Annotated in this window: 22 protein-coding genes; 10 read left to right on the plus strand and 12 right to left on the minus strand. The window is 70.0% G+C overall.

Going from position 1 to position 26,065, the window contains the following annotated elements; genetic code table 11:
• The first annotated feature begins 48 nt into the window (after positions 1-48).
• The 5 genes from PKE85_RS01420 (at position 49) to PKE85_RS01440 (ending at position 6,871) form a co-directional block, all read left to right on the plus strand.
• The gene (locus PKE85_RS01420; RefSeq protein ID WP_271203011.1) at positions 49-747 is read left to right on the plus strand and encodes a LuxR C-terminal-related transcriptional regulator; all 699 of its coding nucleotides are present in this window, start codon (positions 49-51) and stop codon (positions 745-747) included.
• Positions 740-2,278, plus strand: a complete 1,539-nt coding sequence (locus PKE85_RS01425) for a hybrid sensor histidine kinase/response regulator (RefSeq protein ID WP_271203012.1) — start codon at positions 740-742, stop codon at positions 2,276-2,278. Before PKE85_RS01420 ends, PKE85_RS01425 begins: the two co-directional genes overlap by 8 nt.
• A 28-nt stretch (positions 2,279-2,306) precedes the next feature.
• The gene (locus PKE85_RS01430; protein WP_271203013.1) at positions 2,307-3,572 is read left to right on the plus strand and encodes an ABC transporter substrate-binding protein; all 1,266 of its coding nucleotides are present in this window, start codon (positions 2,307-2,309) and stop codon (positions 3,570-3,572) included.
• 186 nt (positions 3,573-3,758) lie between these two features.
• Positions 3,759-4,592 (plus strand): CbbQ/NirQ/NorQ/GpvN family protein, encoded by an 834-nt coding sequence (locus tag PKE85_RS01435; protein WP_271203014.1) that lies wholly within the window; start codon positions 3,759-3,761, stop codon positions 4,590-4,592.
• Positions 4,589-6,871 carry a nitric oxide reductase activation protein NorD gene (locus tag PKE85_RS01440; RefSeq protein ID WP_271203015.1) on the plus strand — a complete coding sequence of 761 codons (2,283 nt, stop codon included), beginning with the start codon at positions 4,589-4,591 and terminating at the stop codon, positions 6,869-6,871. Before PKE85_RS01435 ends, PKE85_RS01440 begins: the two co-directional genes overlap by 4 nt.
• A gap of 176 nt (positions 6,872-7,047) precedes the next feature.
• Here the strand turns inward: PKE85_RS01440 and PKE85_RS01445 are convergent, their stop codons facing one another.
• The 12 genes from PKE85_RS01445 to PKE85_RS01500 all read right to left on the minus strand — a co-directional run bounded on the left by PKE85_RS01445 (position 7,048) and on the right by PKE85_RS01500 (position 20,588).
• The gene (locus PKE85_RS01445; protein WP_271203016.1) at positions 7,048-7,905 is read right to left on the minus strand and encodes an urease accessory protein UreD; all 858 of its coding nucleotides are present in this window, start codon (positions 7,903-7,905) and stop codon (positions 7,048-7,050) included.
• Entirely contained in the window at positions 7,902-8,579 is a 678-nt protein-coding gene (ureG, locus tag PKE85_RS01450) for an urease accessory protein UreG (protein ID WP_271203017.1), read from the minus strand. The genes PKE85_RS01445 and ureG overlap by 4 nt, the downstream gene beginning before the upstream one ends.
• A gap of 11 nt (positions 8,580-8,590) precedes the next feature.
• A complete protein-coding gene (ureC, locus tag PKE85_RS01455) occupies positions 8,591-10,303 on the minus strand; it encodes an urease subunit alpha (RefSeq protein ID WP_271203018.1) in 1,713 nt (570 codons plus the stop codon).
• Between the two features lie 13 nt (positions 10,304-10,316).
• Positions 10,317-11,009, minus strand: coding sequence for an urease subunit gamma (locus tag PKE85_RS01460; protein WP_271203019.1), 693 nt, complete (start codon positions 11,007-11,009; stop codon positions 10,317-10,319).
• A 16-nt stretch (positions 11,010-11,025) separates the two neighbouring features.
• The gene (locus PKE85_RS01465; RefSeq protein ID WP_271203020.1) at positions 11,026-11,691 is read right to left on the minus strand and encodes an urease accessory protein UreF; all 666 of its coding nucleotides are present in this window, start codon (positions 11,689-11,691) and stop codon (positions 11,026-11,028) included.
• Positions 11,688-12,152: an urease accessory protein UreE gene (gene ureE, locus PKE85_RS01470; protein ID WP_271203021.1), complete on the minus strand. Its 465-nt coding sequence runs from the start codon at positions 12,150-12,152 to the stop codon at positions 11,688-11,690. The genes PKE85_RS01465 and ureE overlap by 4 nt, the downstream gene beginning before the upstream one ends.
• 56 nt (positions 12,153-12,208) lie before the next feature.
• A complete protein-coding gene (locus PKE85_RS01475) occupies positions 12,209-13,246 on the minus strand; it encodes an aliphatic amidase (protein ID WP_271203022.1) in 1,038 nt (345 codons plus the stop codon).
• A 312-nt stretch (positions 13,247-13,558) separates the two neighbouring features.
• On the minus strand, positions 13,559-14,167 hold the full coding sequence (locus PKE85_RS01480; protein ID WP_271203023.1) for an ANTAR domain-containing response regulator: 609 nt from the start codon (positions 14,165-14,167) through the stop codon (positions 13,559-13,561).
• Between the two features lie 13 nt (positions 14,168-14,180).
• The gene (locus PKE85_RS01485; protein WP_271203024.1) at positions 14,181-15,347 is read right to left on the minus strand and encodes a transporter substrate-binding domain-containing protein; all 1,167 of its coding nucleotides are present in this window, start codon (positions 15,345-15,347) and stop codon (positions 14,181-14,183) included.
• An 87-nt stretch (positions 15,348-15,434) separates the two neighbouring features.
• On the minus strand, positions 15,435-16,277 hold the full coding sequence (locus PKE85_RS01490; RefSeq protein WP_271203025.1) for an MOSC domain-containing protein: 843 nt from the start codon (positions 16,275-16,277) through the stop codon (positions 15,435-15,437).
• Between the two features lie 26 nt (positions 16,278-16,303).
• Positions 16,304-17,218: a response regulator transcription factor gene (locus tag PKE85_RS01495; protein WP_271203026.1), complete on the minus strand. Its 915-nt coding sequence runs from the start codon at positions 17,216-17,218 to the stop codon at positions 16,304-16,306.
• A complete protein-coding gene (locus tag PKE85_RS01500) occupies positions 17,211-20,588 on the minus strand; it encodes a hybrid sensor histidine kinase/response regulator (protein ID WP_271203027.1) in 3,378 nt (1,125 codons plus the stop codon). The genes PKE85_RS01495 and PKE85_RS01500 overlap by 8 nt, the downstream gene beginning before the upstream one ends.
• A gap of 281 nt (positions 20,589-20,869) precedes the next feature.
• On the opposite strand from PKE85_RS01500, the gene urtA reads away from it, so the two are divergent.
• The 5 genes from urtA (at position 20,870) to urtE (ending at position 25,983) form a co-directional block, all read left to right on the plus strand.
• The gene (urtA, locus tag PKE85_RS01505) at positions 20,870-22,129 is read left to right on the plus strand and encodes an urea ABC transporter substrate-binding protein (RefSeq protein WP_271203028.1); all 1,260 of its coding nucleotides are present in this window, start codon (positions 20,870-20,872) and stop codon (positions 22,127-22,129) included.
• A 94-nt stretch (positions 22,130-22,223) separates the two neighbouring features.
• Complete coding sequence (gene urtB, locus PKE85_RS01510) at positions 22,224-23,150, plus strand: urea ABC transporter permease subunit UrtB (RefSeq protein ID WP_271203029.1); 927 nt, start codon at positions 22,224-22,226, stop codon at positions 23,148-23,150.
• Between the two features lie 12 nt (positions 23,151-23,162).
• Positions 23,163-24,314: an urea ABC transporter permease subunit UrtC gene (urtC, locus tag PKE85_RS01515; RefSeq protein ID WP_271203030.1), complete on the plus strand. Its 1,152-nt coding sequence runs from the start codon at positions 23,163-23,165 to the stop codon at positions 24,312-24,314.
• A gap of 7 nt (positions 24,315-24,321) precedes the next feature.
• Complete coding sequence (gene urtD / locus PKE85_RS01520; RefSeq protein WP_271203031.1) at positions 24,322-25,080, plus strand: urea ABC transporter ATP-binding protein UrtD; 759 nt, start codon at positions 24,322-24,324, stop codon at positions 25,078-25,080.
• A gap of 213 nt (positions 25,081-25,293) precedes the next feature.
• The gene (gene urtE / locus PKE85_RS01525; RefSeq protein WP_271203032.1) at positions 25,294-25,983 is read left to right on the plus strand and encodes an urea ABC transporter ATP-binding subunit UrtE; all 690 of its coding nucleotides are present in this window, start codon (positions 25,294-25,296) and stop codon (positions 25,981-25,983) included.
• Positions 25,984-26,065: the final 82 nt, after the last annotated feature.

Raw genomic sequence — 26,065 nt, forward strand, 5'->3', positions numbered from 1 at the left:
ATTCTGGCGATCCGCTCCACGTGCGGTCACGATGCTTGTTAGGCTCACATGAAGATACTGATCGCCGACGATCACTGGGTGGTGCGTGAATCGCTCAAGCAGGTGATGCGGCGTCTGCAGCAGACGCTAGACGTTTTCGAGGCCGAGACCTTCGCGGAAGCGGAGGAGACGCTCGCCGTCCATCCGGACATCGACCTGATGCTGGTGGACCTGGTGATGCCCGGCTTCGAAGAGTTCGACGGCTTGCGGCGCCTGCGCGCCACCTTCCCCGACACTCCCGTTGTGGTGATCTCCGTCCATGAGGACGTGGACCATGTCATGCGCTCGCTGGAGCAGGGCGTGATCGGCTACATCCCCAAATCGTCCGGCGGACAGGAGATCGAGCGCGCGCTGGAGCGGGTGCTCGAGGGCGAGGTGTCGTTCCCGCGCCGGATCATCGAGCGCTCGAACGCGCCGGTCGCGCCCAAGGCCATCGGGGCGCCGGCGCGTCCTGCGCCGCCGGCGCCCGCTGCGCCCGCGGCCGGCCCTGAGCGCGACGCCGATCTGCTCACCGCGCGCGAGCGGGACGTGCTGGCGCTGCTGGGGCAGGGCTATTCGGTCAAGCGCATCGCCTCCGAGCTCGACCTCAGCAGCCAGACGGTGCGGGTCCACCTCGGCAACGTGATGAAGAAGCTGAACATGCGGGACCGCTCCGAGGCGGTGCATTACGCCATCAGCAACTATGAGGCGCTCGCCGAGCGTGGCTGACGATCCGCAGGCCAGGGCCCTGACGCTCGACGCGACCGTGCTCGCCGGTCTCGACATGCTGCCCGACGGCGTCGCGATCTGGGGCCCGGACCGCCGGCTCGCCTACGGCAACGGCGCGCTGCGGCGCAGCCTGGACGCGCCGCCTGCGGTCGGCGAGGCGTTCGACGATTTCGCGCGCCGCGTCGCCCAGTCCCACGAGCTGGCGCTGATGGAGCCGGACGATTGGGTCGCGACCGAGATCGCGGACTTCGGCAAGGAGAAGTCGGTCGACTACGTGCTCGCCCACGGCGCGGTGATGCAGGTCACCCAGCGGCCGACTCGCGACGGCGGCATGACGGTCGCCTATTCCGACGTCACCGCGATCAAGCGCAACGAGCAGGCGCTGCGCGCCGCCAAGGAGGCGGCGGAGGCGACCGACGAGGCCAAGTCCCGCTTCCTGCGCGCGGCGAACCACGATCTGCGCCAGCCGTTGGCCTCGCTCAAGATCCTGATCTACAGCTGCATGCGCGAGGAGGACGAGCGCGTCCGCGCCGAGATGCTGCACGCCATGAGCGTTTCGGCGCTGATCATGGAGGACCTGCTCGGCGCGCTGCTGCAGATCGGCCAGCTCGACGCCGGCCGCATCCAGCCGCGGGTGACGAGCTTCCAGCTGTCCCAGCTGTTCGAGCGGCTGGCGATCCAGTTCCGGCATCAGGCCGAGGAGAAGGGGCTGAAGCTGCGCTTCGTCACGCCTCGGGGCACGGTGGCGACCGACCGGGCGCTGCTGGAGCGCATCCTCTCCAACTTCGTCGCCAACGCCATCCGCTTCACGGAGGTCGGAACCGTGCTGGTCGGCTGCCGCAAGGAGGGCCGGATGCTGCGCATCGAGGTGGTGGACACCGGCCGGGGCGTGAAGGACGAGGACCGGGAGCGGGTGTTCGACGAGTTCTACCGCGCGACCGAGGAGCGGCGGGTGCAGAAGAGCGGGCTCGGGCTCGGGCTCAACATCGTTCGCCGCCTCGCGGAGCTGCTGGAGCATCCGGTGCGCCTGCGCTCCCGCGTCGGTCGCGGCTCGATCTTCTCGGTCTCGGTGCCGCTCGGCAACGTCTGGCACAGCGAAGGCGGCGAGATCGAGATCAGCGAAACGGTGGCGGGCGAGTTCGCCGGCGTGCCGGTGCTGCTGGTGGAGGACGACGACATCCTGCGCCGGAGCATGACCCAGCTGCTGCAGCGCTGGGGCATCGAGGTCCACGCCGCGGCCGACGAGGCGGAGGCGGTGCGGCTCGCCGCCGAAGGCGTCTCGGTGCGCATGATCGTCGCCGACTTCAATCTCAAGAGCCGCACCGGCGTCGAGGTGGTGCGCGCGCTCAGGGCCGTGTTCGGCGCCGAGACTCCGGCCATGATCGTGACCGCCGATGCGGAGCCGCGGGTGCTCGCCAGCATCCGCGAGGCGGGCCTGCCGGTCCTCATCAAGCCCGTAAGCCCGCCGCGATTGCGGGTTCTCATGCACAATCTGCTGTTCGAGCCCGGCCATGCGGCCGGTCCGAACTGACGCGCGTTTCGTCCGGAGGGCGTAAATCTTGGCCGCCGACCTGCCCCCTGTTCCCATCGGGAGCATGATTCCGCTCACCGGGCCGTCCGCCGCGGACGGCGCCGAGTTCCGCAAGGGCATGATCCTCGCCGTGGAGGAGCTGAACGCCCGCGGCGGGCTGCTCGGCCGGAGGTTCGAGCCGATCTTCGCCGACACCTGCCGCCAGACGGCTGAGGAAGTGGTGGCGGCCGCCCGCTGGCTGATCGAGAAGCATCAGGTCCACGCCATCGTCAACGGCTACAACATCGGGCCGCAGAACTCCGAATACGAGCCGATCGCCGACGCCGGCATCATCTACGTCCACGCCAACACGCTGCTGCAGCACCACGACACGGTGATGAGCGATCCCGAGCGCTACTTCGGGTGCTTCATGGCCGATCCCGCCGACTACTGGTACGGGCCGGGCTTCATCAAGTTCATCTCGTGGCTGCGCGACACCGGGCAGTGGACGCCGAGTTCCGACCGGCTCGCCATCGTGTCGGGCTCGAAGCCCTACAGCATCGTCATCGCCAACGCGATGGCGGCCTCGGCCGCCGAATACGGCTGGCGGGTGTGCTTCGGCCCGAAGATCGTGCAGACGCCCACAACCCGCTGGCGCGAGGTGCTGGAGGAGGTGCGCGCCGCCAACCCGGCGGTGCTGGCCAACACCCATTTCTACGCGGGCGATCTGGCCCACTTCCAGCGCCAGTTCGTGGAGAAGCCGCTCGACTGCATCGTCTATCTGCAATACGGCGCGACCCACCGCTCGTTCTCGGACATCGCCCAGGAGGCGGCGGTGGGCGTCATCGTGTCGTCGGTGGTGGGGCTGCTGCGGGACGATCTGGGGAAGCGGTTCGAAGCGCGGTACAACGCCCGCTTCGGCGAAGGGTCGACCGCCACCATCGGCTGCCAGTCCTACTCCAACATGCACCATTACGCGGTCGCGGCCGCCATGGCGGGCGGCTCCGGCGCCCCCGGCGACTTCGAGCAGAACCGCAAGGTGGCCTATGCGCTGAAAGGAATGATCTACCGCAGCGTGCAGGGCACCATCCGCTACCATCCCGACTGGCAGGCGGTCGCGCCCTATCCGGTGGTGACGCACGACCCCTCGCTCGGCATGCCGCACATCTTCTACCAGATCCACGACCACCGGCAGCCGCTCGCCATGATCGCGCCGGAGCCCTACAACACCGAGCGCTTCATCCTGCCGCCCTGGATGAGCGGCCGGACCGTCGCGCGCCCCGCCGCCAATCCGCGGGGGCTCACGAACCTCTGACGCGCGAAGGCGCTTGAAGCCGGGAGCCAGTCCGGCGTTAATTGGAGTTCGAGCGGCGCGCATGCGCCGCCCCGTCCCGCCGACAGGGCCGTCGCGGGACATCCCGGCAGGGACGCCGGCCGATCGCGAGCCTCGAGGCTCGTTTCGCCATTTCCCCACACCGCCTCTCCGCCGGGAGCCCCCGCGATGACCGTTGACGCGTCCGCCCATCTCGCCGCCGAACTGATCCGCGACGAGCCCTATTACCGGCCGGTCGGCGACGAGATCGACCTCTTCGCCGCGGCCTACGCCGGCCGGCTGCCGGTGATGCTCAAGGGCCCGACGGGCTGCGGCAAGACCCGCTTCGTGGAGCACATGGCGTGGCGGCTGAAGCGGCCGCTCGTCACCGTCGCGGCCCATGAGGACCTGACGGCCGCGGACCTCGCCGGCCGTTTCCTGCTCGCGCCCGAAGGCACCGTCTGGCACGACGGGCCGCTCACCGCCGCCGTCCGGCTCGGCGCGATCTGCTACCTGGACGAGATCGTGGAGGCCCGGCAGGACACCACCGTGGTGATCCATCCGCTGACCGACGCCCGCCGCGCGCTGCCGCTCGACAAGAAGGGCGAGCTGGTTCCGGCCCATCCGGACTTCCAGCTCACCATCTCCTACAACCCCGGCTACCAGAGCGCGGTGAAGGACCTGAAGGAGTCCACCAAGCAGCGCTTCGTGGCGATCGAGTTCGACTATCCCGAGCCCGCCATCGAGGCGGAGATCGTCATGCGCGAGGCGGGCGTCGCGGCGGCGCTCGCCGGCGGGCTGGTGGATGTGGGGCTGCGCTCCCGCAACCTGCGCGGCGACGGCCTCGCCGAGGGCGCCTCCACCCGCATGCTGATCCATGCCGCCAAGCTGGTGCGGGGCGGCGCGCCGCTCGACGCCGCGCTGCGCTCCGCCATCCTGCTGCCCATCACCGACGAGCCGGACCTGCGGGAGGCGCTCGCCGCCGCCATCGCCGCCAGCCTGCCGGAGGCGGCGCGGCTGTGATCGCGGACGCCCCGACCCTCGAGGCGCCCGTCGGCGCGCATCGCGCCGCGCTGACGCGGCTGCTTGCCGGCCGGGCCGACGTGGGCGAGGCGCTGTCCGCGGCGCTCGCCCGGCTCGACGCGCGCTGGAGCGCGGAGGAGACAGAGGTCTGGGCCTCCGGCGCGCTCGGGCTCGTCCACGCCAACGCCGGGGGCCGCTGCCTCGCCGCTTACTTTCGCCTGTCCGCGTCGGCCCGGGAGCAGGAGGCGGCGGCGCTGGCCGCCGACGCCCGCGGCGCGGCGGAGGTGGCGCGCCACGCCGGATCGGCGGCGGCCCTCGCCGTCCTGGAGGCCATGCCCGCCGCCCTGCTGCGGCTGCCCGACGCCGGGGCGCGCGCCTTCTGGTGGCGCGGCCTCGTCCGTCTCGCCCGCGAGGCGTCCGACGGCGTGGCGCCGCTTGCGGCGCACGCTCACGCCGTTCTCGCCGCCGGCGGCGGCCCCGCCTTCGAGAGCTTCGTGGCCGCAGGCCTCCGGGCCACGGGCGGGAGCCGGGCGCGGCGGACGGCCTTCTTCGCGCTGGAGGATCCGGCCGCCCGGCGCCTTCTGGAGCGGGCGGGCGGCGCGCTGGGGTTCGAGGATCTGGAGCGCCGGCTCAAGCTGTTCGGCCGGGCGCTCTGGGGCGTGGCCCCGCGGCTCGCGGGACTGGAAGGCGCGGGGCTGGCGCCGGCGCCGCAGCGGGCGTCGATCGCGGGCGAACTGATCCGGCTGCCCCATGTCTATCGGGGCGTGCCGCCCGCCCGCGTCCCGCCGCTCTACCGGGCGGCGCTGGCCCATGCGCAGGCCCATCTCGTCTTCGGCCGCCGCCAGAAGGTCGGCAAGATCAGGCCGCTGCAGATCGCCATGACCGGGCTGATCGAGGACGCCCGCGTGGAGGCGCTGGCCATCCGCCGCTTCCCCGGCCTCAGAGCGCTGTGGACGCCCTGGCACGAGGCCCGTCCCGGCGACGCCATGACCGCGCCCATGCTGATGGCCCGGCTCGCCCGCGCGCTGCTCGACCCCGACTACGAAGACCCGGACGGGTTCGTCGAAAAGGGCCGGCGGCTGTTCGCGGAGGCGGACGGCCGGCTGGACGATCCGCTGCTGTCGCGCGCCATCGGCGGGCTGCTCGGCAACGACATCGGCCAGATGCGGCTCAGGTTCGATCTCAAGGCCTATGTGGTGGAGCCGCTCTACCGGGACGACAATCTGGCGCTGTGGGAGTTCGACGAGCCGCCGGACGAGCGCGCGGACGAGATCGAGCAGGCGGTGGACGCCGCCCGCCCCACGCCGGAGGAGCGCGACGACGGCCGCCCTTCCGACGAGGCGCCGGAGCCGGAGGCGGGCCGCGCGCGTCCCGTCTCCGCCGACGAACGGGGGCCTGTGGTCGCCGTCTACCCCGAATGGGACCGGGCGGCGGGCGCGGAGCGGCCCGGCTGGACCACGGTGCGCGACGCGCCGGCTCCCCACGGCGACGCCGCGGCGCTGGAGGCGGCGCTCCAGCGGCGGCATGGTTTTTCGGAGCGCATCGCCCGGCTGGTGAAGGGCGCGCGCATCGGCAAGGCGGCGCGGCTGAGGCGGCAGCCGGAAGGCTTCGACCTCGACCTCGACGCCGCCGTGGACGCCGCCATCGCGCTCCGGACCGGCGACCTGCCGGACGAGCGCATCCACCGCGCCTCGGGCAAGCGCGCCCGGGACGTGGCGACCGTGATCCTGCTCGACATCTCCGAGTCCACCCGCGACCGGGTCGGCGGCGCGACCGTGCTGGAGATCGAGACGCTGGCGGTGGCGGCGCTGGCGCGGGCCATGGAGGCGGCGGGCGACGCCTTCGCGGTCCGCGCCTTCGCCTCCTGCGGCCGGGACGACGTGCGCCTGTTCCGCCTCAAGGACTTCGCCGACCGCTTCGACCGGGACGCCATGGCGCGGCTCGCGGGCCTCCGCTCCGGCCTGTCGACCCGGCTCGGGGCGGCGCTGCGCCATGCGGGGGCGGAGGTGGAGGCGGTGCGCGCCCACCGCAAGCTGGTGATCGCGCTCACCGACGGCGAGCCGTCCGACATCGACGTGGCCGACCCGCTCGATCTGGTGGAGGACGCCCGGCGGGCGACGCTGTCGCTCCGGCGCCGGGGCGTGGACGTGTTCGGCGTGACGCTCGGCGGGGCGCCGTCCGGCGCCGTGTTCGGCCGCGCCAACACCATTCCGGTCAAGAAGCTGGAGGAGCTGCCGGCGCGGGTGTCGGAGCTCTATTTCCGGCTGGCGCGGCTGTGAACGCCATCCGGAAAGTCCGCCTCTCCGCGATCAAGGCCGTCATGCCCGAGCTTGTCTCGGGCATCCACGATTTGGATCGTAGGGCTCTATGATCACAAAAGTCGTGGATGCCCGCGAAGGCGGGCATGACGAACTTTGGCGCTCGCCTGAACCGGATGTCCCGGACGGGCTCCATGTCACTTGCGCCGGCGGGCGGGGGCGAAGCCCAGCATGGCCTCCACGCCGAGCGTGAAGGCGGCCTCGACGGCGCGCGTGATCCGCCCGCCATTGGCCGCGATCAGGCGCAGGCCGAGCCCGGCGCCGTTGGGCAGCGGGCTGGCGCCGGCGCGGACCCCGACCGCGTCCAGCGCGGCTTCAAGCGTCTCCGGATCGGGCAGCTTCTCCGGCGGCCCCAGCAGCCAGACCGCGCCATAGGCGCCTGCGTCGGGGCCAAGCAGCGAGCGTTCGCCGATCAGCTCCGCGCCGCGCACCTCGGAGCGGTCCCGCAGCAGCAGCCGGCCGTCGGGGCCGTACACGGCGGTCTCCGCCGTCAGCCGCCCGAACGGACGATCCTCGCCGGAAAAGTCGTGCCACGCCACCCCGTCCGCGACGATGGCGAGCGCGCCCGCGCCGAGGCGGATCTCGGTGACGCTCGAAAGCTCCGCGCCGGGAAACAGCACCAGCGGGTCGAGGGTGAGGGCGGCGAAGGCGTTTTCGCCCACCGTGATCGTGGCGCTCTGGCGCGCGGGCAGGGCGCCGGTGTCGTGCACCACGGTCGCGGCCTGGCTGGTGAGGTGCGCCGCCGCCCCCACCTTCACGGTGAGCGACAGGTCGAGCTGGTCGGCGCGGTAGATTCCGCCCGAGGCGGACTGAAGATAAAGCGTGGCGAGGTCCGGCCGCGCCCGGTCCAGCGCGAACGGCCTCGTCACATGGAACGGGTAGGGCGTGACCTGATGGACCAGCGCGGAGCGGCCGCCGCCCAGCGCGAAGGTCAGTTCCGCGCGGCGGTGGCGGCCGCTCGCGGTCTCGCCCGAGAGATCGAGCGGCCGCGTCATTCCCTGAACAGCACGGCGTGGGCGATGGCGTCGGCCACGTCCTCCACGCCCGCGCCGGAGCGGGCGTTGGTGGCGACGACCGGGCGGCCGCCGCGCACCGCGTCCGCCTCGGCCAGCATGCGGGGGAGGTCCACGCCCACATGGGGCGCGAGGTCGGTCTTGTTCACCACCAGAAGGTCGCTCTTCAGCACGCCCGGCCCCTTCTTGCGCGGAATGTCGTCGCCGCCGGCCACGTCGATGACGAAGATCCACCAGTCCACGAGGTCGAGCGAGAAGGTGGAGGCGAGGTTGTCGCCGCCGGACTCGAAGATCACCAGCTCGAGCCCCGGAAAGGCGGCCTCCAGATCGTCGCCCGCCGCCATGTTGAGGGTGGGGTCCTCGCGGATCACCGTGTGCGGGCAGGCGCCCGCCTCCACCGCCAGCACCCGCTCGGGCGCGATCAGGCCCGAGCGGCGCAGCCTCTCCGCGTCCTCCTTGGTGACCAGGTCGTTGGTGACGACCGCCAGATCGACCCCGCGCCTGTGCAGGGCCGGGATCAGCGCCTCGATCAGCGCGGTCTTGCCCGAGCCCACCGGCCCGCCGACGCCGATGCGCGCGGCGGAGGCCCTGGGCGGGGCGGGGGCGTCGGAGCGGCTCGCCACCAGCGACGGCCAGTCGTGTCGGGACTGGGTCATGCGCGCCTCCGTCACCGCAGCATGTAGCGCTGGGCGAGCGGCAGCTCGGTGGCGGGCGCGCAGGTGGCGAGTTCGCCGTCAACGAACACGTCGAAGGTCTGCGGATCGACGCGGATGTTGGGCAGGGCGTCGTTGTGCAGCATGTCCGACTTCTTCAGGCCGCGCGTGCCCGAGGCCGGCAGCAGCAGCTTGGTCAGGCCGAGCTCCTCCCGGAGGCCGCGCTTGATCGCCAGCGGATGCACGAAGCAGGCGGAGAGCGCCGGCGCCGCCTTGCCGAAGGCGCCCCATTGCGGGCGGAGAAGCATGGGCTCGCAGGTCATCAGCGAGGCGGCGGAGTCGCCCATGGCGCCCCAGGCGATGAAGCCGGACTTGATCACCAGCTCCGGCTTCACCCCGAAGAAGGCCGGCCGCCAGATCACGATGTCGGCGAGCTTGCCGTCCTCCAGCGAGCCCACATGCTCGGCGATGCCGAAGGTCTTCGCGGCGTTGATGGTGTATTTGGCGATGTAGCGCTTGATGCGCTCGTTGTCGCCGAAGCCGGTCCGCTCCTCAGGCAGGGTTCCGCGCTGGTCCTTCATCTTGGAGGCGAGCTGCCAGGTGCGGCACACCACCTCGTGGATGCGGCCCATGCCCTGGCTGTCGGAGCCGAGCATGGAGATGGCGCCGATGTCGTGCAGCACGTCCTCCGCCGCGATGGTCTGGGCGCGGATGCGGCTTTCCGCGAAGGCCACGTCCTCCGGGATCGCCGGATTGAGGTGGTGGCACGTCATGGTCATGTCGAGATGTTCGTCGAACGTGTTGACCGTGTAGGGGTTGGTCGGGTTCGTCGACGACGGCAGGCAGTAGCTCTCGCCCGCCACGCGGATCACGTCCGGCGCATGGCCGCCGCCCGCGCCTTCCGTGTGGTACATGTGGATGGTGCGCCCGCCGATGGCGGCCAGCGTGTCCTCCAGGAAGCCGCTCTCGTTCAGCGTGTCGGTGTGCAGCTGCACCTGGTAGTCCAGCGCGTCCGCCGAGCGCAGGCAGGCGTCGATGGTGGCGGGCATCGCCCCCCAGTCCTCGTGGATCTTGAGGCCGAGGCACCCGGTCTCGAGCTGCTCCGTCAGCGATTCATGGATGTGGCTGTTGCCGCGGCCGAGGAAGCCGAAGTTCATGGGCCAGGCCTCGGAGGCCTGCAGCATCTTCCCCGTGTTGAACGGGCCGCCGGAATCGATGCCCACCGTGATGGGGCCGAGCGAGCCGCCGAGCATGGTGGTGAGGCCGCTCGCCAGCGCGTGCTCCACCAGCCCCGCGGAGTCGAAGTGCACATGCACGTCGATGCCGCCGGCGGTGGCGATCAGGCCCTCGCAGTCGCGCACCGTGGTGCCGGCGCCGACGATCAGGCGCGGGTCGACGCCGTCCATCACCGCCGGGTTGCCGGCCTTGCCGACGCCCACGATGCGGCCGTCCTTGATGCCGAGATCGCCTTTGACGATCCCGAGCACGGCGTCGATCACCGTGACGTTGCAGAGCAGGAAGTCGAGCGCGCCCTCGGCGTTGGTGATCCCGGCCGCGAGCCCCAGCCCGTCGCGCAGCGTCTTGCCGCCGCCGTGGAGGCACTCGTCGCCATAGGCGGCGTGGTCCTTCTCCACCACGGCGATCAGCGAGGTGTCGCCGAGCCGAAGGCCGTCGCCGACCGTCGGCCCGTACATGGCGGCGTAGTCCTTGCGGGCGATCTTGACCATGTCCGTTGTCCCCTCAGGCGCCGCGGAAGCCGCCGGCGCGCGCCTTGTCCAGCGCGACCGCCTTGGCCTCTTCGCTGGTGGTGTCGCCGCCAAGCCCGTTCAGCCCGCCCACGAAGCGCTTGCCGCCGAAGGCGGTCAGCGTGACCTCCTTGGTCTGGCCGGGCTCGAAGCGCACGGCGGTGCCCGCCGGAATGTCGAGCCGCATGCCGTAGGCGGCCGCCCGGTCGAACGCCATGGCGCGGTTGATCTCGAAGAAGTGGAAGTGCGAGCCGATCTGCACCGGCCGGTCGCCAGTGTTGGTGGCGGAGAGCGTGACGCGCGGCCGGCCCTCGTTCAGTTCGATCTCGCCGTCGAGCGCCAGCGTCTCGCCGGGCTGGACCGGATCGGGCGCGGAGCCCTCCGCCGGGCGGATCGGCTCATGCACGGTGACGAGCTTGGTGCCGTCCGGGAACACGCACTCCACCTGCAGGATGTGCAGCATGGCCGGCACGCCGGGCATGACGTCGTCGCTGGTCAGCACGGTGGCGCCGAAGCCGATCAGGTCGGCCACGGTGCGGCCGTCGCGGGCGCCCTCCAGGATGTCGTCGGTGATGATGGCGACCGCTTCCGGGTAGTTGAGCTTGAGGCCGCGGTCGCGGCGTCTGCGGGCGAGCGAGGCCGCGGTGAAGATGGTGAGGCGTTCGAGCTCGGTCGGGGTCAGCAGCATGGGGGTCCCGGGCGCGTCAGTTTGAGAACAGGCGAAGCTCGCCGCGGGCGTGGCGCGCCGCAGCGATGTCGAGCAGGGGCGCGAAGCTTTCGATCCGCTCCGGCGGGTCGGTGGCGGCGAGCTCCGCCACCACCGGCAGCAGCCGGCGCACCACCGCCTGGGCCGCGACCGCGCCCACGAGGCCGAGCCGGACGGCGGCGGTGGCGAAGCCCGACGCCACGATGTAGCCGGACGCAAGGACGGCGCCGTCGCGCTCCAGCCCGGCGCCGCGCCAGACCACCCCTTGCGCCACCGCGAGATGGCCCGGCGTGTCGCCGGAGCGCACGAGCGCCTGCAGCGCCGCGGCGCCCGGCGTTCCGATGCGGGCATGGGCCGCGAGCAGCCCGGCGCCGTTGCGGCGGGAGCCCGTGCGGAACGCTTCGCACAGGGTCGTCGCCTCCACCTCGCGGTCGATGACGGCGACGGCGTCCATGTCGCCCGCGCGGGCGTAGGCGCCGAGCAGCGCCACCCGGTCGGCGGTGGCCCAGCGGCGGCGCAGCGCGCCCTCGATCACCACTTCGAGCCGGTCCGCGGGCAGGCCGCGCTCCAGGGCGGCGAGCCCTTCGAGCCCGTTCGAGAACGCGAAGGCCCCGCTCGGGAACGCCGTGTCCGCCTGCCAGATCGCGAGCAGGTCGCCGATCACGCCGCCGCCGAGCCGGTCAGGAGCGTGCTGCGGATGCGGCGGCCGGCGAACAGGTTGTCGAGCCGGGCGTAATAGGCCTCGGCCGGACCCTCCAGCGCGATCAGCAGGCTCTCGCCCTCGAAGCGCACGCGCCAGTGCAGGTTGCCGGCGTGGTAGCCGAGTTCGATCCCTTCCGCGATGGAGCTCGGCTGCAGGCGCAGCCAGCGCTCAACCTCGGCCCGGACCACGATGGCGCGCTCGTCGTCGATGTAGAGCACCGCGCCGTCGAACAGCTTCTGGTCGCGGGGCAGGGCGATGGCCACGTCCTCGCCCTTGGGCGTCGTCACCCGGAGGCGGCGGCGGTCCATGTCGGCGCGGGGGATGACGATCTCGTCCACCGCATGGCGGTGTTCGAGATGGTGCAGGCGGCGATGGAGCGCGGGATCCGCGCGGTCGCCGACGACGCTTTCGATGTGGAGCATGAGTGGTCCCTGAAGAGGCGCGGCGGCGCGCGGGGGAGGGCGCCGCCGCGCCGGGATCAGCGGTGCGTGGAGGCGGCGTTCGGAATGCCTTCGATCGGACACTCGTCAACGCCCACCGTCGGCCGCGTCATGGCTTCGACCATTTCACGGGTGCCCTCCGGATCGGTGATCCAGCGCTTGTAGAAGTCGTAAGGGCAGGCGGCCGCGCCCTTGTCGCCGTCCCCGGAGTTGATCATGCCGGTGTAGCCGCGGTGCAGCAGCTTGAACAGATGGTTGTTGGACTGCCCCGTGCGGCGCGCGTCCCGGATCAGCGACACTGAGAGTTGGGCGTAGTTGACGCCGTTCTCCTCGGTGCCGCATTCGCCCAGCGTGCGGCCGTCGAAGCCCACGATCGCCGAATGGCCGAAATAGGAGTAGACGCCGTCGAAGCCGGTGGCGTTCGCGACCGCCACATAGGTGTTGTTGGCCCAGGCCATGGCCTTGGCCATGATGATCTGCTGCTCCTTCGCCGGATACATGTAGCCCTGGCAGCGCACGATCAGCTCCGCGCCGCGCATGGCGCAGTCGCGCCAGATCTCGGGATAGTTGCCGTCGTCGCAGATGATCAGGCTGATCTTCAGGCCCTTGGGGCCTTCGGAGACATAGGTGCAGTCGCCCGGGTACCAGCCCTCGATCGGCACCCAGGGCATGATCTTGCGGTACTTCTGGACGATCTCGCCCTTGTCGTTCATCAGGATGAGCGTGTTGTAGGGCGCCTTGTTGGGGTGCTCCTCGTGGCGCTCGCCGGTGAGCGAGAACACGCCCCAGCATTTGGCCCTGCGGCAGGCGTCGGCGAAGATCTCGGTCTCCTCGCCCGGGATGGCCGAGGCGGTGTCGTACATCTCCTTGGAGTCGTACATGATGCCGTGGGTCGAATATTCCGGGAAGATCACCAGATCCATGCCCGGAAAGCCGGCCTTCATGCCCACCACCATGTCGGCGATGTTCTTCGCGTTGGCCAGAACCTCGGCCTTGGTGTGCAGCCGCGGCATCTTGTAGTTCACCACCGCCACGCCGACGGTGTCCTTGCTCGAGCCGATATCGCCGTGAAGCATGTTCCTGTCTCCCAGATCCCGTTGAAGCGGCCCGTGCGCGGGGGCGCAGCGCTCCGTCGCCGCGGACGCCGTTCGCCCGCGGAGCAAATGGTTTTTCGATGTGTTCTTTCGGCCCGCCGCATCCGATCCGTCGGACAGGCGCGCTCATAGGTTTCCGCGGGCGACATCGCTGTCGTCTGCGGATGAAAACAAAAAAGCCCGACAGTTCCTCGCATGAGGATCTGACGGGCTACATCGCCAAACCGGTCCGACAACCCTGTGGACCGGGTGAAATCGGCGCGCCGCCGCTTCGCGGCTCGCCGATGGAGTCAGCTAATCATCATTGGATTTGAAGTTCAAGAGCGCGTTCGCGTTTATGATCGCGGCGGCGAGCTCGCCCATGGGCACGCGCTTGGCCATGGCCTGTTTGCGTATCGACTGGAACGCCTCGTCTTCCGTGATGTTCTGGCTCGCCATCAGGATGGTCTTGGCCTTCTGGATCTGCTGGATGCCGGTGAGCTTCTGCTCCAGCTTGCGCAGGCGCCGGGCCTGATCGCGGCGCTCGAACCAGAGCGAGCGGGCGAGCGCGATCTGGGTCAGCAGGCCGAAGGGCTTGATCGGCCGCTCCACCACCGCCAGCGCCCCGCTCTCCAGCACCAGCGCCAGGGTCGCCGGGTTCTCGTAGCCGACGATGGCGATCAGGGTGGGCGAGGTCTCCTGCCGGGTCTTCAGCAGCTTCTGCAGCGCGTCGCGGTCCTCCTGCTCGATCGCCAGCAGCACCACGTCGGCCGCGCTCGGAAAGCTGTCCGGGATCGGCCACGCGGTCTCCACGAAGCAGCCGATGCGCCGCAGGTGCTCCACGAGCTGTCGGCCCTCCGCGTCGCTCGGATGGATGGCGTGGACGCGCAGGCCCTTGATGTCGCGCAGGATCTGGATCGCCATGGCCGGGCCGCCCTCAGCGTCCGCCCGAGGCCGGGGCCTCGACGAAGTCCGCCGACCAGTCGTCCAGCCGCTGGTCGACGCCGTAGGGGTCGGGCTTCACCCGCATGCCCGGATTCCACACGATCTGGAACGCGCCGTCGGCGTCGATCCGCGCCACCCGCGGCCAGAGGTAGGCGTGGTGATTCTCGGCGTCGATGCGCACCCGGCCCTGGGGCGCGTCGAACTCGATCTCCGTGATCTCGTCGAGCACCCGGCGGGGATCGTCGGTTCCGGCGCGCGCCAGCGCCGCCGCTGCGATGTGGGTCTGGAAATAGGCCGCCTCGGCCGCGGAGGGGATCGGCGCGTGCTGGCCGTAGCGGGCGCGGTAGGCCGCGGTGAAACGGCGCGCGGCCGGCGTGCCGAGGGTGGAGAAGAAGGTGGCGGCCGCGATGTGGCCTTCCGCGACGCCGGGCCGCATGCGCGCCACGTCCACCTCCGAGGTGGTGAGGCTGGCGATCGGCATGGCGGCGGCGGAGAAGCCCGCGTCCGCATAGGCCTCATAGAAGCTCGCGGTGGAGCGGCCGACGATGGTGGAGAAGATGAAGTCGGGCTCGTGCTTGCGGATTCGCTTGATCAGCCGGACCATCTCCGGGCTCTCCGCGTCCGCCTCCAACGGCAGGTAGATCTCGTCCACCACCTTGCCGCGCGACTGGACCACGAAGTCGCTCATCACGCGGTTGGTCTCATAGGGGTAGATGTAGTTCGAGCCCACGATCAGCACCCGCTGGCCGTGCCGCGCCAGCATGTACTTGGCGAGCTGGAACGCGTTCTGGTTCACCACCGCGCCGGTGTAGATGACCTGCGGCGAGAACTCGAAGCCCTCATAGAAGGTGGGGTAGAACAGCAGGCCGCGATGGTCGTCGATCGCCGGCAGCACCGCCTTGCGGCAGTTCGACATGTAGCAGCCGAGCAGCAGCTTCACGCCGTCCTGCCCGATGAGCCGTTCCGCCTCCTGCCGGAAGCGCTTGGGGTCGGATGCGCCGTCACGCGCCAGTGGCGCGATCGGCCGGCCCAGCACGCCGCCCGCGGCGTTGATCTCCTCGATCGCGAGCAGCGTGGCCTTGAGCTGGGCGGTCTCGATGTCCGCCGTGACCCCCGTGGTCGAAAACAGCACGCCGATCCGCCAGGGCTCTTCCGACACGTCTCAACACTCCACCGCGCGCCATCGTCGCGCGCATCTTTGGCCCAGGCCGACGCGTGGGGACAAGAGGGGCAGTCGGTTACGCCGTCAGGCGGCGAGCTCCGCCCGCGCGCCCACGGCGGCGACGCCGGGCGTCTTCAGCACCGCGAAGGCGCCGAGGCAGGGGTAGGTTCCGGGGCCGAACTCCGGCAGTTCGATGCGGTTGGCCTTGACCAGCCACGTGAGCGCGCCGGGCGCGGGCGGCAGCGCGCCATGGGCCAGCATGGGCACGGCGCAGCGGGGCGTCGCGCCGATGATCGAGAGCGTCGCGTCCGGGCCGATCCGAAGCTCCGCTCCGGCCCAGCCGTTCTCCGCGAAGGGGGGAAGGCCCGGAAGGTCCACCACCATGTTGGCGCGGTAGCGCTCCACCAGCACGCTGTCGTCGCCAAGCGCGTCGCGCACCGCGTCGAGGCTCGCGCGCAGCACCACGTGGTACGGCGCGAAATCGAAGAAGCCGCCCTCGGGCGAGCCCTGCGCCAGCGTCAGATGGGTCGAGCCGGCGGCGCCGTCCTCGCCCAGCGCCAGCACCTCGTCGGGAATCGCCCGGTCGAGCGCGTCGTCGTCGGCCGCCTGCGCCGACAGCCGCACGGGGCGCCCGAGAAAGGCGCTCAGCCGCCCGTCCAGCGCCCCGTCGTCGAGGCGCACGGCCGCGCCGTCCGGAAACCGGATCGCGAGCGCGCCGTCCTCGGCGCTCTCGACCGCAAGCTCCAGCATCCGCCGCCAGAGCTGGGGCCGTTTGGCGCTCGCCACCTTGCCGCTCTCCACGTCGACGATGGCGAAGGCCCGGTCGCCGTCGACGCCGGCGGCGGTGAGGGGCGCCTCGAGCAGCGGCTCGCCCAGCACGGACTTCACCGGATAGCGCCACAGGGCGGAGACGGAGCCGACGGTCATGTCACGATCCTTGGAGGGGAGGGCGCTCACGGCATGTGCCGCACGGCGACGGCGGCGGCCGCGGCGCGGTTCTCGACGCCGAGCTTCACGTAGATCTGCTCGAGATGCTTGTTCACAGTGCGCGGGCTCATGCCCAGAATGTCGCCGATGTCCTTGTTGGACTTGCCGCGGGCGATCCAGAGCAGCACCTCGGATTCGCGCGCGGTGACGCCGAGCCGCTCCCGGAAGATCGCGGCCTGGTCGGCGCCGCTCTCCTCCGTGACGCGGAGCAGGATCTCGTCCCGGTCGGCGCGGCCCACGAAGGCGATGGACAGCGTGGCGCCGGTGGATTCCAGCTTGATCCCGAGCGTGGACGGGTCCGGCCGCCCGTCCTGCCGGGCCGCCACCCAGCGGGAGATGGCGTCCGGCAGCTTCGGGCCGGCGTTGTCGCCGGTCTCCGCCAGCCCGAGCAGGCGGTTGGCCTGGGGGGTCGACCAGACCAGCCGCCCCGCGGCGTTGACGGCGAACAGGTAGCGCCCGGTGGTGTCGAGGGCGGCGCGGGCGCTGCGGGACTTGCGGGCGTTGCCGATGTGGACGCGGATGCGCGCCAGCAGTTCGTCCAGCACGATCGGCTTGGTCACGTAGTCGACGCCGCCGGCCTCGAGGCCCTTGACGATGTGGTCGGTCTCCTTGAGCCCGGTCATGAACACGATCGGCACGTCCGCGAGCTCCGGCCGGAGCTTCAGACGGCGGCAGGTCTCGAACCCGTCGATGCCGGGCATCACCGCGTCGAGCAGCACCAGATCGGGCGCGGCGTGGCGCACGGCGGACAGGGCGCGCTCGCCGTCGGTCGCCACCAGCACCAGCATGTCGGCGCTCTCCAGCGCCGCCGTCAGCATGGCGAGCGTTTCGGGGCTGTCGTCCACCACCAGGACGACGCTGCGGCCGCCGCGCTCAGACATCGCCGCGCTCCAGGGGTTCGCTCCGCTCCAGCATGGCCATGTAGCCGCGCAGGTCGAAGGCGCGGATGCGGTCCCGCGCCGCGCTGACGAAGGGGCCCGAGCCGAGGTCCGCGCTCTCCAGCTCCACGAGCTTGGCCTCGATGCCGGCGATGTAGCCCATCTCGCCGAGCCGGGTCAGCTCCTCCACATGCCGGTTCGACGGCCGCCGCATCGGCGCGTCCGCGGCCGGCGCGGGGCCCGGATCGGGCGCCGGCCGCTCGGTGACGAAGTTCAGCCGCAGCAGGCGCTCGATCTCGCCCAGCAGCGCCTGCAGGTCGATGGGCTTCGGCATGGCGCCGTCGTGGTGGGCCGGATGGCCGTCGAGCGGGGCGTCGCTGATGTTGGCCGACATCATGATGATGCGCGTCTCGGGCAGCGCCGCGCGCAGCCGCCGCGCCACCTCCCAGCCGGAGGGGCCGGGCATGGAGACGTCGAGCAGCACGAGGTCCGGCGTCCGCTCCGCCGCCATCTCCAGCGCCGCCGCGCCGTGGGTCGCCGCGATCACCGTGAAGCCGAGCGGCTCCAGCGCCGCGCGCATCAGGTTGCGCTGGTCGGCGTCGTCGTCGGCCACCAGCACCAGCCGGCGGCGGCCCACATAGCCGATGATCCGGTCCGACGGCGCGATCGGCGGGCGGGCGTTCGGAACGTGCGGCAGCATCAGCTTCACGCGGAAGGCGCTGCCGCGGCCCGATTCGGTCTCCAGCGCGATTTCGCCGCCCATCACCTCCACCAGCAGCTTGGTGATGGTCAGGCCGAGGCCCATGCCCGGCTGGGCCGGCGACAGCGGCGAGCCGCCGCGCTCGAACGGCTCGAAGATGCGGTCGCGGTCCTCCGGCGGGATGCCCGGCCCGGTGTCGACGATCTCGAAGGTGGCGACCTGGCTGCGGTAGGTGACGCGCAGCGTGACCCGACCCGCAGCGGTGAACTTGACCGCGTTCGACAGCAGATTGATCAGCACCTGCCGCAGCCGCTTGCCGTCGCCGCGCACCACCGGGGGCAGGGCGGTCTCGCCCTCGAACACGAACGCCACCCCCTTCGCCGCGGCCTGAAGCCGGAACATGTCCGCGAGCTGGCCGAGGAACTCCCGGGTCCAGATGTCCTCGCGGGCGAGCTTGAGCCGCCCGGCCTCCACCTTGGCGATGTCGAGCAGGCCGTCGAGCAGTCCGGCGAGGTGCTCGGCGCTGCGGCGGATGACGCGCACGCCGGTCTGGGCCTTGGACGACAGCCCGCTCTCCGCGTCGAGCAGCTGGGCGTAGCCGAGCACGGCGTTGAGCGGGGTGCGGAGCTCGTGGTTGATGCCGACCACATAGCGGCTCTTGGCGAGGTTCGCGGCCTCCGCCACCTCCTTCGCCCGCTGCAGGGCGGCGTCGGTGCGCTTGTGGGCCTCGATCTCGCGCATCAGCAGCGCCGTCTGGCGGCTCGACTCCTCCTGCGCGATCTCGCGGCTCTCATGCGCCAGCACGAACAGCCAGGCCGCGACGCCCGCGATGATGGCGAGGATCAGGAACACCGCCCACAGCGTGCCCGCGACCGCCGCGGCCTCCTCCGGCGCGGTCTTGGCCGCGATGAAATGCACCAGCAGCAGCACCAGACTGAGGATGCCGAGCAGGGTCGCGAACACGCCGGAGAAATGCGCGGTGCGGGTGTTGAGCCGCGCGATCCAGCGCTGGGGCAGCAGGGCCTTCAGCAGGTCCACGACCTGGGTCTGGTAGCGGGCGTGGGGCTTGCAGCCGTCGCGGCAGCGGGCGTCGATGGAGCAGCACAGCGAGCAGATCGCCCCGGAATAGACCGGGCAATGGGCCATGTCCTCGGGCTCGAACGCGTTCTCGCAGACCTTGCAGGTGATGGAGGTGCGCAGCCGCCACTCCGCGCGGGGCTTGCGGGCGAGATAGTAGCGCCCGCCGGTGGCGATCGCGATCAGCGGCGCGGTCGCCATCGCCACCGCCAGCGCCACGAAGGGCGCGAGCGCCTGGGCGTAAGCGCCGAAGGCCCCGGCGTAGGAGATCATGGCGACGGCGGTCGCCACCACCATGGCGCCGACGCCGACCGGGTTGACGTCGTAGAGATGGGCCCGCTTGAACTCGATGCGCTTGGGGCTGAGGCCGAGCGGCTTGTTGACGGTGAGGTCCGCCACCAGCGCCCCGAGCCAGGCCACCGCCACGATGGAGTAGAGCCCGAGCGTGTGCTCCAGCGTCTTGTAGATGCCGGCCTCCATCAGCAGCACGGCGATGCCGACGTTGAAGAACAGCCAGACGATGCGCCCCGGATGGGAGTGGGTCAGCCGGGAGAAGAAGTTCGACCAGGCGATGGAGCCGGCGTAGGCGTTCGTGACGTTGATCTTCAGCTGGGAGATCACCACGAAGGCGGCGGTGAGCCCGAGCGCCGCCGCCGGCCACGAGGTCACGTAGCTGAAGGCGATCAGGTACATCTGCGTGGGCTCGCCCGCATGGCTCGCGGGCACGCCGTGGGACAGCGCCAGCACGGCGAGGAACGAGCCGATCATCATCTTGACCGCGCCGGGCACGATCCAGCCGGGACCGGCGGCGATCAGCGCCGACCACCACGCCGCGCGGCCGCTTTTCTTCCGCTCCGGCATGAAGCGCAGGATGTCCACCTGCTCGCCGATCTGCGCCACCAGCGCGAACACCACCGCGCCGGCCGCGCCCGCGCCCAGCAGGTTGAGCGCGCCGCCATGGGCGCTTGCGCCCTCGTACCCGATCCAGTGCGCTAAGCTCGCGTCGCCCTTGGCGGCGATGAAGACCAGCGGCGTCAGATGCAGCGCGATCCAGAGCGGCTGGGTCCAGACCTGGAAGCGGCTGATCCAGGCGATGCCGTGGGTGACGATCGGAATCACCACCACCGCCGAGACCACGTAGCCGATCGCGAGCGGGACCCCGAAGCAGAGCTCCAGCGCCAGCGCCATGATCGCGGCCTCGATCGCGAAGAAGATGAAGGTGAAGGAGGCGTAGATCAGCGAGGTGATCGTGGAGCCGATGTAGCCGAAGCCCGCCCCGCGGGTGAGCAGGTCGATGTCGAGCCCGTCCCGCGCGGCGTAGTAGGCGATGGGCAGGCCGGTGAGGAAGATCAGCGCCGAGACCACCAGGATGGCCGCAGCCGCGTTCTCGAAGCCGTAGTTCAGGGTGATGGCGCCGCCGATCGCCTCCAGCGCGAGAAAGGACACCGCGCCGAGCGCCGTGTTGCCCACGCGCACGGCGGACCAGCGCCGGGCCTGCTTCGCGGTGAAGCGCAGCGCGTAGTCCTCGAGCGTCTCGTTCGCCACGAACTGGTTGTAGCGCCGGCGCACGGGCACGATGCGGAGACGGTCCGTCACGGCCGCCCGCTCTCGTCGACTGTCGTGTCACGCCCCGCCGCGCAGCAGTGCAAGAAGCCACCTCCTCGATCGTCTCGCCGACCCATGCAAGATCGCCGCCACGCCCGGAGGTGGAGCGCGGTTCGCGGCGACGCGTCAGCGTGCCCGCGCGTGACGCATGACCCTAAGCGGGTTCCTCTGGGACGCCATATACGTCAACCAACGTATATGCTGCGACGCAAAAATCGCGCGAGCCTGACCTCCGGCAAGCCAATCGCGGGGATTGGCCGACGGAGGGTTTGATGGCGGATCAAGACGACGCGCGCCATTCGCGGCTGCGCCGGCAGCTTCTCATGGGCATGGCGGCAGCGCCGCTGGCGGGCCTGCTGCCGAAGGTGGCGTTCGCCCAGGCGCCCGCGACCTCGGCGGTGAACACCACCGGCCTTGCGGTGACCGACACCGAAGTGACGGTCGGCATCCTGCATTCCGCCACCGGCACGATGGCGATTTCGGAAACCGGCTCGATTCAGGCCGAGAAGCTCGCGATCGAGCAGATCAACGCCGCGGGCGGCGTGCTCGGGCGCAAGATCAAGTACATCCAGGAAGACGGCGCGTCCGACTGGCCGACCTTCGCCGAGAAGGCGAAGAAGCTGCTGGTGCAGGACAAGGTCGCGGCCATCATGGGCTGCTGGACGTCCGCGTCCCGCAAGGCGGCTCTGCCGGTCATCGAGCAGTACAACGGCATGCTCTACTATCCGACCTTCTATGAAGGTCTGGAGCAGTCCAAGAACGTGATCTACACCGGCCAGGAAGCCACCCAGCAGATCCTGGAGTCGCTGAACTGGGTCGTGCGCGAGAAGGGCGCCAAGACCTTCTACTTCATCGGCTCGGACTACATCTGGCCGCGCACGTCCAACAAGATCGCGCGCAAGCACATCGAAAACTTCATGAAGGGGACGAAGGTCGTCGGCGAGGAGTATTTCCCGCTCGGCCACACCCAGTTCAACTCCGTGATCAACAAGCTGAAGCTGACCAAGCCGGACGTGATCTTCACGGACGTGGTCGGCGGCTCGAACGTGGCGTTCTACAAGCAGCTCAAGGCGGCCGGCATCAATCTCGAGAAGCAGACCCTGATGACGATCTCCGTCACCGAGGACGAGATCGACGGCATCGGCGGCGAGAACATCGCGGGCGCCTACTCCTGCATGAAGTACTTCCAGTCTCTCGAAAACGAGAACAACAAGGAGTTCGTCGCCGCGTTCAAGAAGATGTGGGGCGAGAAGACCGTCATCGGCGACGTGACGCAGGCGGCCTATCTCGGGCCCTGGCTGTGGAAACTCGCCGCCGAGAAGGCCGGCTCGTTCGACGTGGACAAGATCGCGGCGGCCTCGCCGGGCATCGAGTTCACCAAGGCGCCGGAAGGCTACGTCAAGGTCCACGAGAACCATCACCTCTGGTCCAAGACCCGCGTCGGCCTCGCCCAGAAGGACGGCCAGTTCAAGGTGGTCTACGAGAGCCCCGAGCTCATCGAGCCGAACCCCTTCCCCAAGGGCTATCAGTGATCTGACGGCTGAAGGCGGCGCCGCGTCCTGCGGCGCCGCCTGTTCTGTTTTTTGCCGGCGCGCGCGCGGGACGCCGCAAAGTGGGGTTCGAACAATGTTCGGGGAATATTCGCTCGGCGATCTCGGGTCGATCTTCGCGATGCAGGGCTTCGCGGGTCTGATCCTGTTTTCCGTCTATCTGCTGATGGCGCTCGGCCTTGCGATCATCTTCGGCCAGATGGGCGTGATCAACATGGCCCACGGCGAGTTCATGATTCTCGGGGCCTACGTCACCTGGCTGACCTCGGTGTTCTTCGCCGAGCATCTGCCGGCGCTGTTCGGAATCTACTTCTTCGTCGCCATGGCGCTCGCCTTCTGCGCCTCAGGCCTGTTGGGCATGCTGGTGGAATGGGCGTTGATACGACGGCTCTACAAGCGGCCGCTCGACACCCTGCTCGCCACCTGGGGCCTCAGCCTCATCCTGCAGCAGGTCTACCGCTCGGTGTTCGGCCCGCGTGAGGTCGGCGTCACCCTGCCGGACTGGATGATGGGCTCGCTCCCGGTGACCGACATCATCGAGGTGCAGATCAACGGCCTGTTCGTGATCGGCCTCACCACGCTGATCACCGTCGCCGTGTTCTTCATGATCTTCCGCTCGCGTTTCGGCCAGCAGATCCGCGCCGTGGTGCAGAACCGCCAGATGGCGGGCGCCGTCGGCATCGACACCGAAAAGGTCGACCGCCTGACCTTCGGCCTCGGCTGCGGCATCGCCGGCGTCGCGGGCTCGGCCTTCACCATGATCGGCTCCACCGGCCCGACCGCCGGCCAGCTCTACATCGTCGACACCTTCCTGATCGTCGTGTTCGGCGGCGCGGCCAGCCTGTTCGGCACCATCGCCTCGGCCTTCTCGATCTCCCAGACCCAGTCGACGCTGGAGTTCTTCCTCTCGGGCTCGATGGCCAAGGTCATCACCCTGCTCACCGTGGTCGCCATCCTGATGGTCCGGCCGCAGGGACTGTTCACCCTCAAGGTCCGGCGCTGAGGAGCCCTGAATATGACCCGCGCTCCCTCCTTCATGGACCGCAAGGACCTGCTCGCCCTGGCGGCGGTCGCAGCCCTGCTGCTGATCGTGTTCCCGCTGGCGCTGGACGGCTTCCGCCTCAACCTCGTCGGCAAGTACCTGACCTACGCCTTCGTGGCGGTCGGGCTGGTGATGTGCTGGGGCTACGGCGGCATCCTGTCGCTCGGCCAGGGCCTGTTCTTCGGCCTCGGCGGCTACGGCATGGCCATGTACCTCAAGCTCGAGGCGTCGTCGGTCGAGAACACCAAGATCCAGTCCACGCCCGGCATCCCGGACTTCATGGACTGGAACCAGCTCACCGAGCTGCCCTGGTTCTGGCACCCGTTCCACTCGTTCCCGCTGACGCTGATCCTGATCGTGCTCGTTCCCGCGGCCTTCGCGCTGCTGATCGGCTCGGCCATGTTCAAGCGCCGCGTGTCGGGCGTGTACTTCGCCATCATCACCCAGGCGCTGGCGGCCATCGCCACCATCCTGATCATCGGCCAGCAGGGCTACACCGGCGGCGTCAACGGCATCACCGACCTGCGCACGCTGATGGGCTGGGACATCCGCACCGACAGCGCCAAGTTCATCCTCTACTTCGTCAACGCGATCCTGCTCATGGGCGTGATCTGCTGCGCCCTGTTCGTGCGCAGCTCCAAGCTCGGCCGCATTCTGGTGGCCATGCGCGAGAAGGAGGACCGGGTGCGGTTCTCCGGCTACTCGGTGGCGAACTTCCAGATCTTCGTGTTCTGCCTCGGCGCGGTGTTCGCGGCCATCGGCGGCGCCATGTTCACGCTGCAGGTGGGCTTCATGTCGCCGTCGCTGGTGGGCATCGTGCCCTCGATCGAGATGGTGATCTTCACCGCGGTCGGCGGCCGGCTGTCGATCTTCGGCGCGGTCTACGGCACGCTGCTGGTGAACTTCGCCAAGACCAGCCTGTCGGAGAGCTTCCCCGAACTGTGGCTGCTCGGCCTCGGCGGCCTGTTCATCGCGGTGGTGCTGTTCTTCCCCAACGGCCTCGCGGGCATCTGGCGGGACTACGTCCAGCCCTCGATCGACCGCGTGTTCAGGCTGCGCTCCAAGGACCCGACCGATCCCGGACAGAACGTCGCCAAGCAGGCGGCCTCCATGCCGGCGGAGTGAGGACGTCATGACCCCCATCGGCACGCAACCCAAGGACTTCCTGCTCTCGGTCGAAGGCCTCACGGTGTCCTTCGACGGGTTCAAGGCGGTCAACGACCTGTCCTTCTACGTGGACGAGAACGAGATCCGCGTGATCATCGGCCCGAACGGCGCCGGCAAGACCACGGTGCTCGACCTGATCTGCGGCAAGACCCGCTCCACCGCCGGCTCCATCCGCTTCCGCGGCTCGGAGCTGACCAAGATGAGCGAAAGCCAGATCGTGCTCGCCGGCGTCGGCCGCAAGTTCCAGACGCCGTCGATCTACGACGACCTGACGATCTTCGAGAACCTCGAGATCTCCTATCCCAAGGGCCGCTCGGTCTGGGGCGCGCTCACCTTCAAGCGCGACCAGGCGGTGCGCGACCGGGTGGAGGAGGTGGCGGAGATCATCTTCCTCAAAGACCGGCTGCACGACAACGCCGCCTTCCTCAGCCACGGCCAGAAGCAGTGGCTGGAGATCGGCATGCTGCTGATCCAGGACCCGGAGCTGCTGATGCTCGACGAGCCGGTGGCGGGCATGAGCGTGAGCGAGCGCATCAAGACCGCCGAGCTGCTCAACACCATCATCAAGAACCGTTCGGTGCTGGTGATCGAGCACGACATGAAGTTCGTCGAGGACATCGCGCACAAGGTCACCGTCCTGCACCAGGGCAAGATCCTGTCCGAGGGCTCGATGGAGAAGGTGAAGTCCGACCCCAAGGTCGTCGAAGTCTATCTCGGGCACTGAGGAGCGGACGATGGCTCAGCTTCCGTCTCGAGAACGAGACGCCGCCCTTCACCTCTCCCCGGCGGGGAGAGGTCGGCCCGGAGGGCCGGGTGAGGGGGCTTCGCGTCATCCGGAACACCTTGCTCCCCTTCACCCGCTCGGCTTCGCCTCGCGACCTCTCCCCGCCGGGGAGAGGTGGGCGACTGCGCTTCCCGCGCCTTACGGAGACGCCTGATGCTGGACGTCGAGAACCTGCACGTCGCCTACGGCCAGTCGGAAGTCCTGCATGGGATGAGCTTCGGCGTCGCGACCAACGAGATCGTGGCCATCATGGGCCGCAACGGCATGGGCAAGACCACGCTCATGAAGTCCATGATGGGCATCCTGCCCTCCACCGCCGGCGCCATCCGGCTGGGCGGCGAGGACATCGGCGCGCTGAAGAGCCACCAGCGCGTGAAGAAGGGCGTGGCCTACGTGCCCCAGGGGCGCATGGTGTTCTCCACCATGACGGTGAAGGAGAACATCGAGACCGGGCTCACCGCCTCCGGCGACCGCGAGGTGCCGGCGGACATCTACGAGATGTTCCCGGTGCTGCTGGAGATGAAGGGCCGGCGCGCCGGCAACCTCTCCGGCGGCCAGCAGCAGCAGCTCGCCATCGCCCGCGCGCTCGCCACCAAGCCCAAGGTGCTGCTGCTGGACGAGCCCACCGAAGGCATCCAGCCCTCCATCATCCGGGAGATGGCGCGCACGCTCCGCCGCATCCGCGACGAGCGCGGCCTCTCCATCATCGTCTCCGAACAGGTGCTGAGCTTCGCGCTCGACGTGGCCGACCGCATCCTCGTGGTCGAGAACGGCGAGATCGTCCATGACGAGCCGCGCGCCGCCGTCGATGAGGCCAAGGTCTCCAAGTACCTGTCCGTCTAAGTTTTTTCCGGTCTGAGCCGTGCTCGGTCCGGACGCCTGTCGGTCAAGTTCCGTAACAGCATCCCTCAAGGGGAGCGGAGGA

Origin of the sequence: Methylopila jiangsuensis, from assembly GCF_027922305.1 — a bacterium.
Lineage (GTDB): Bacteria > Pseudomonadota > Alphaproteobacteria > Rhizobiales > Methylopilaceae > Methylopila > Methylopila jiangsuensis.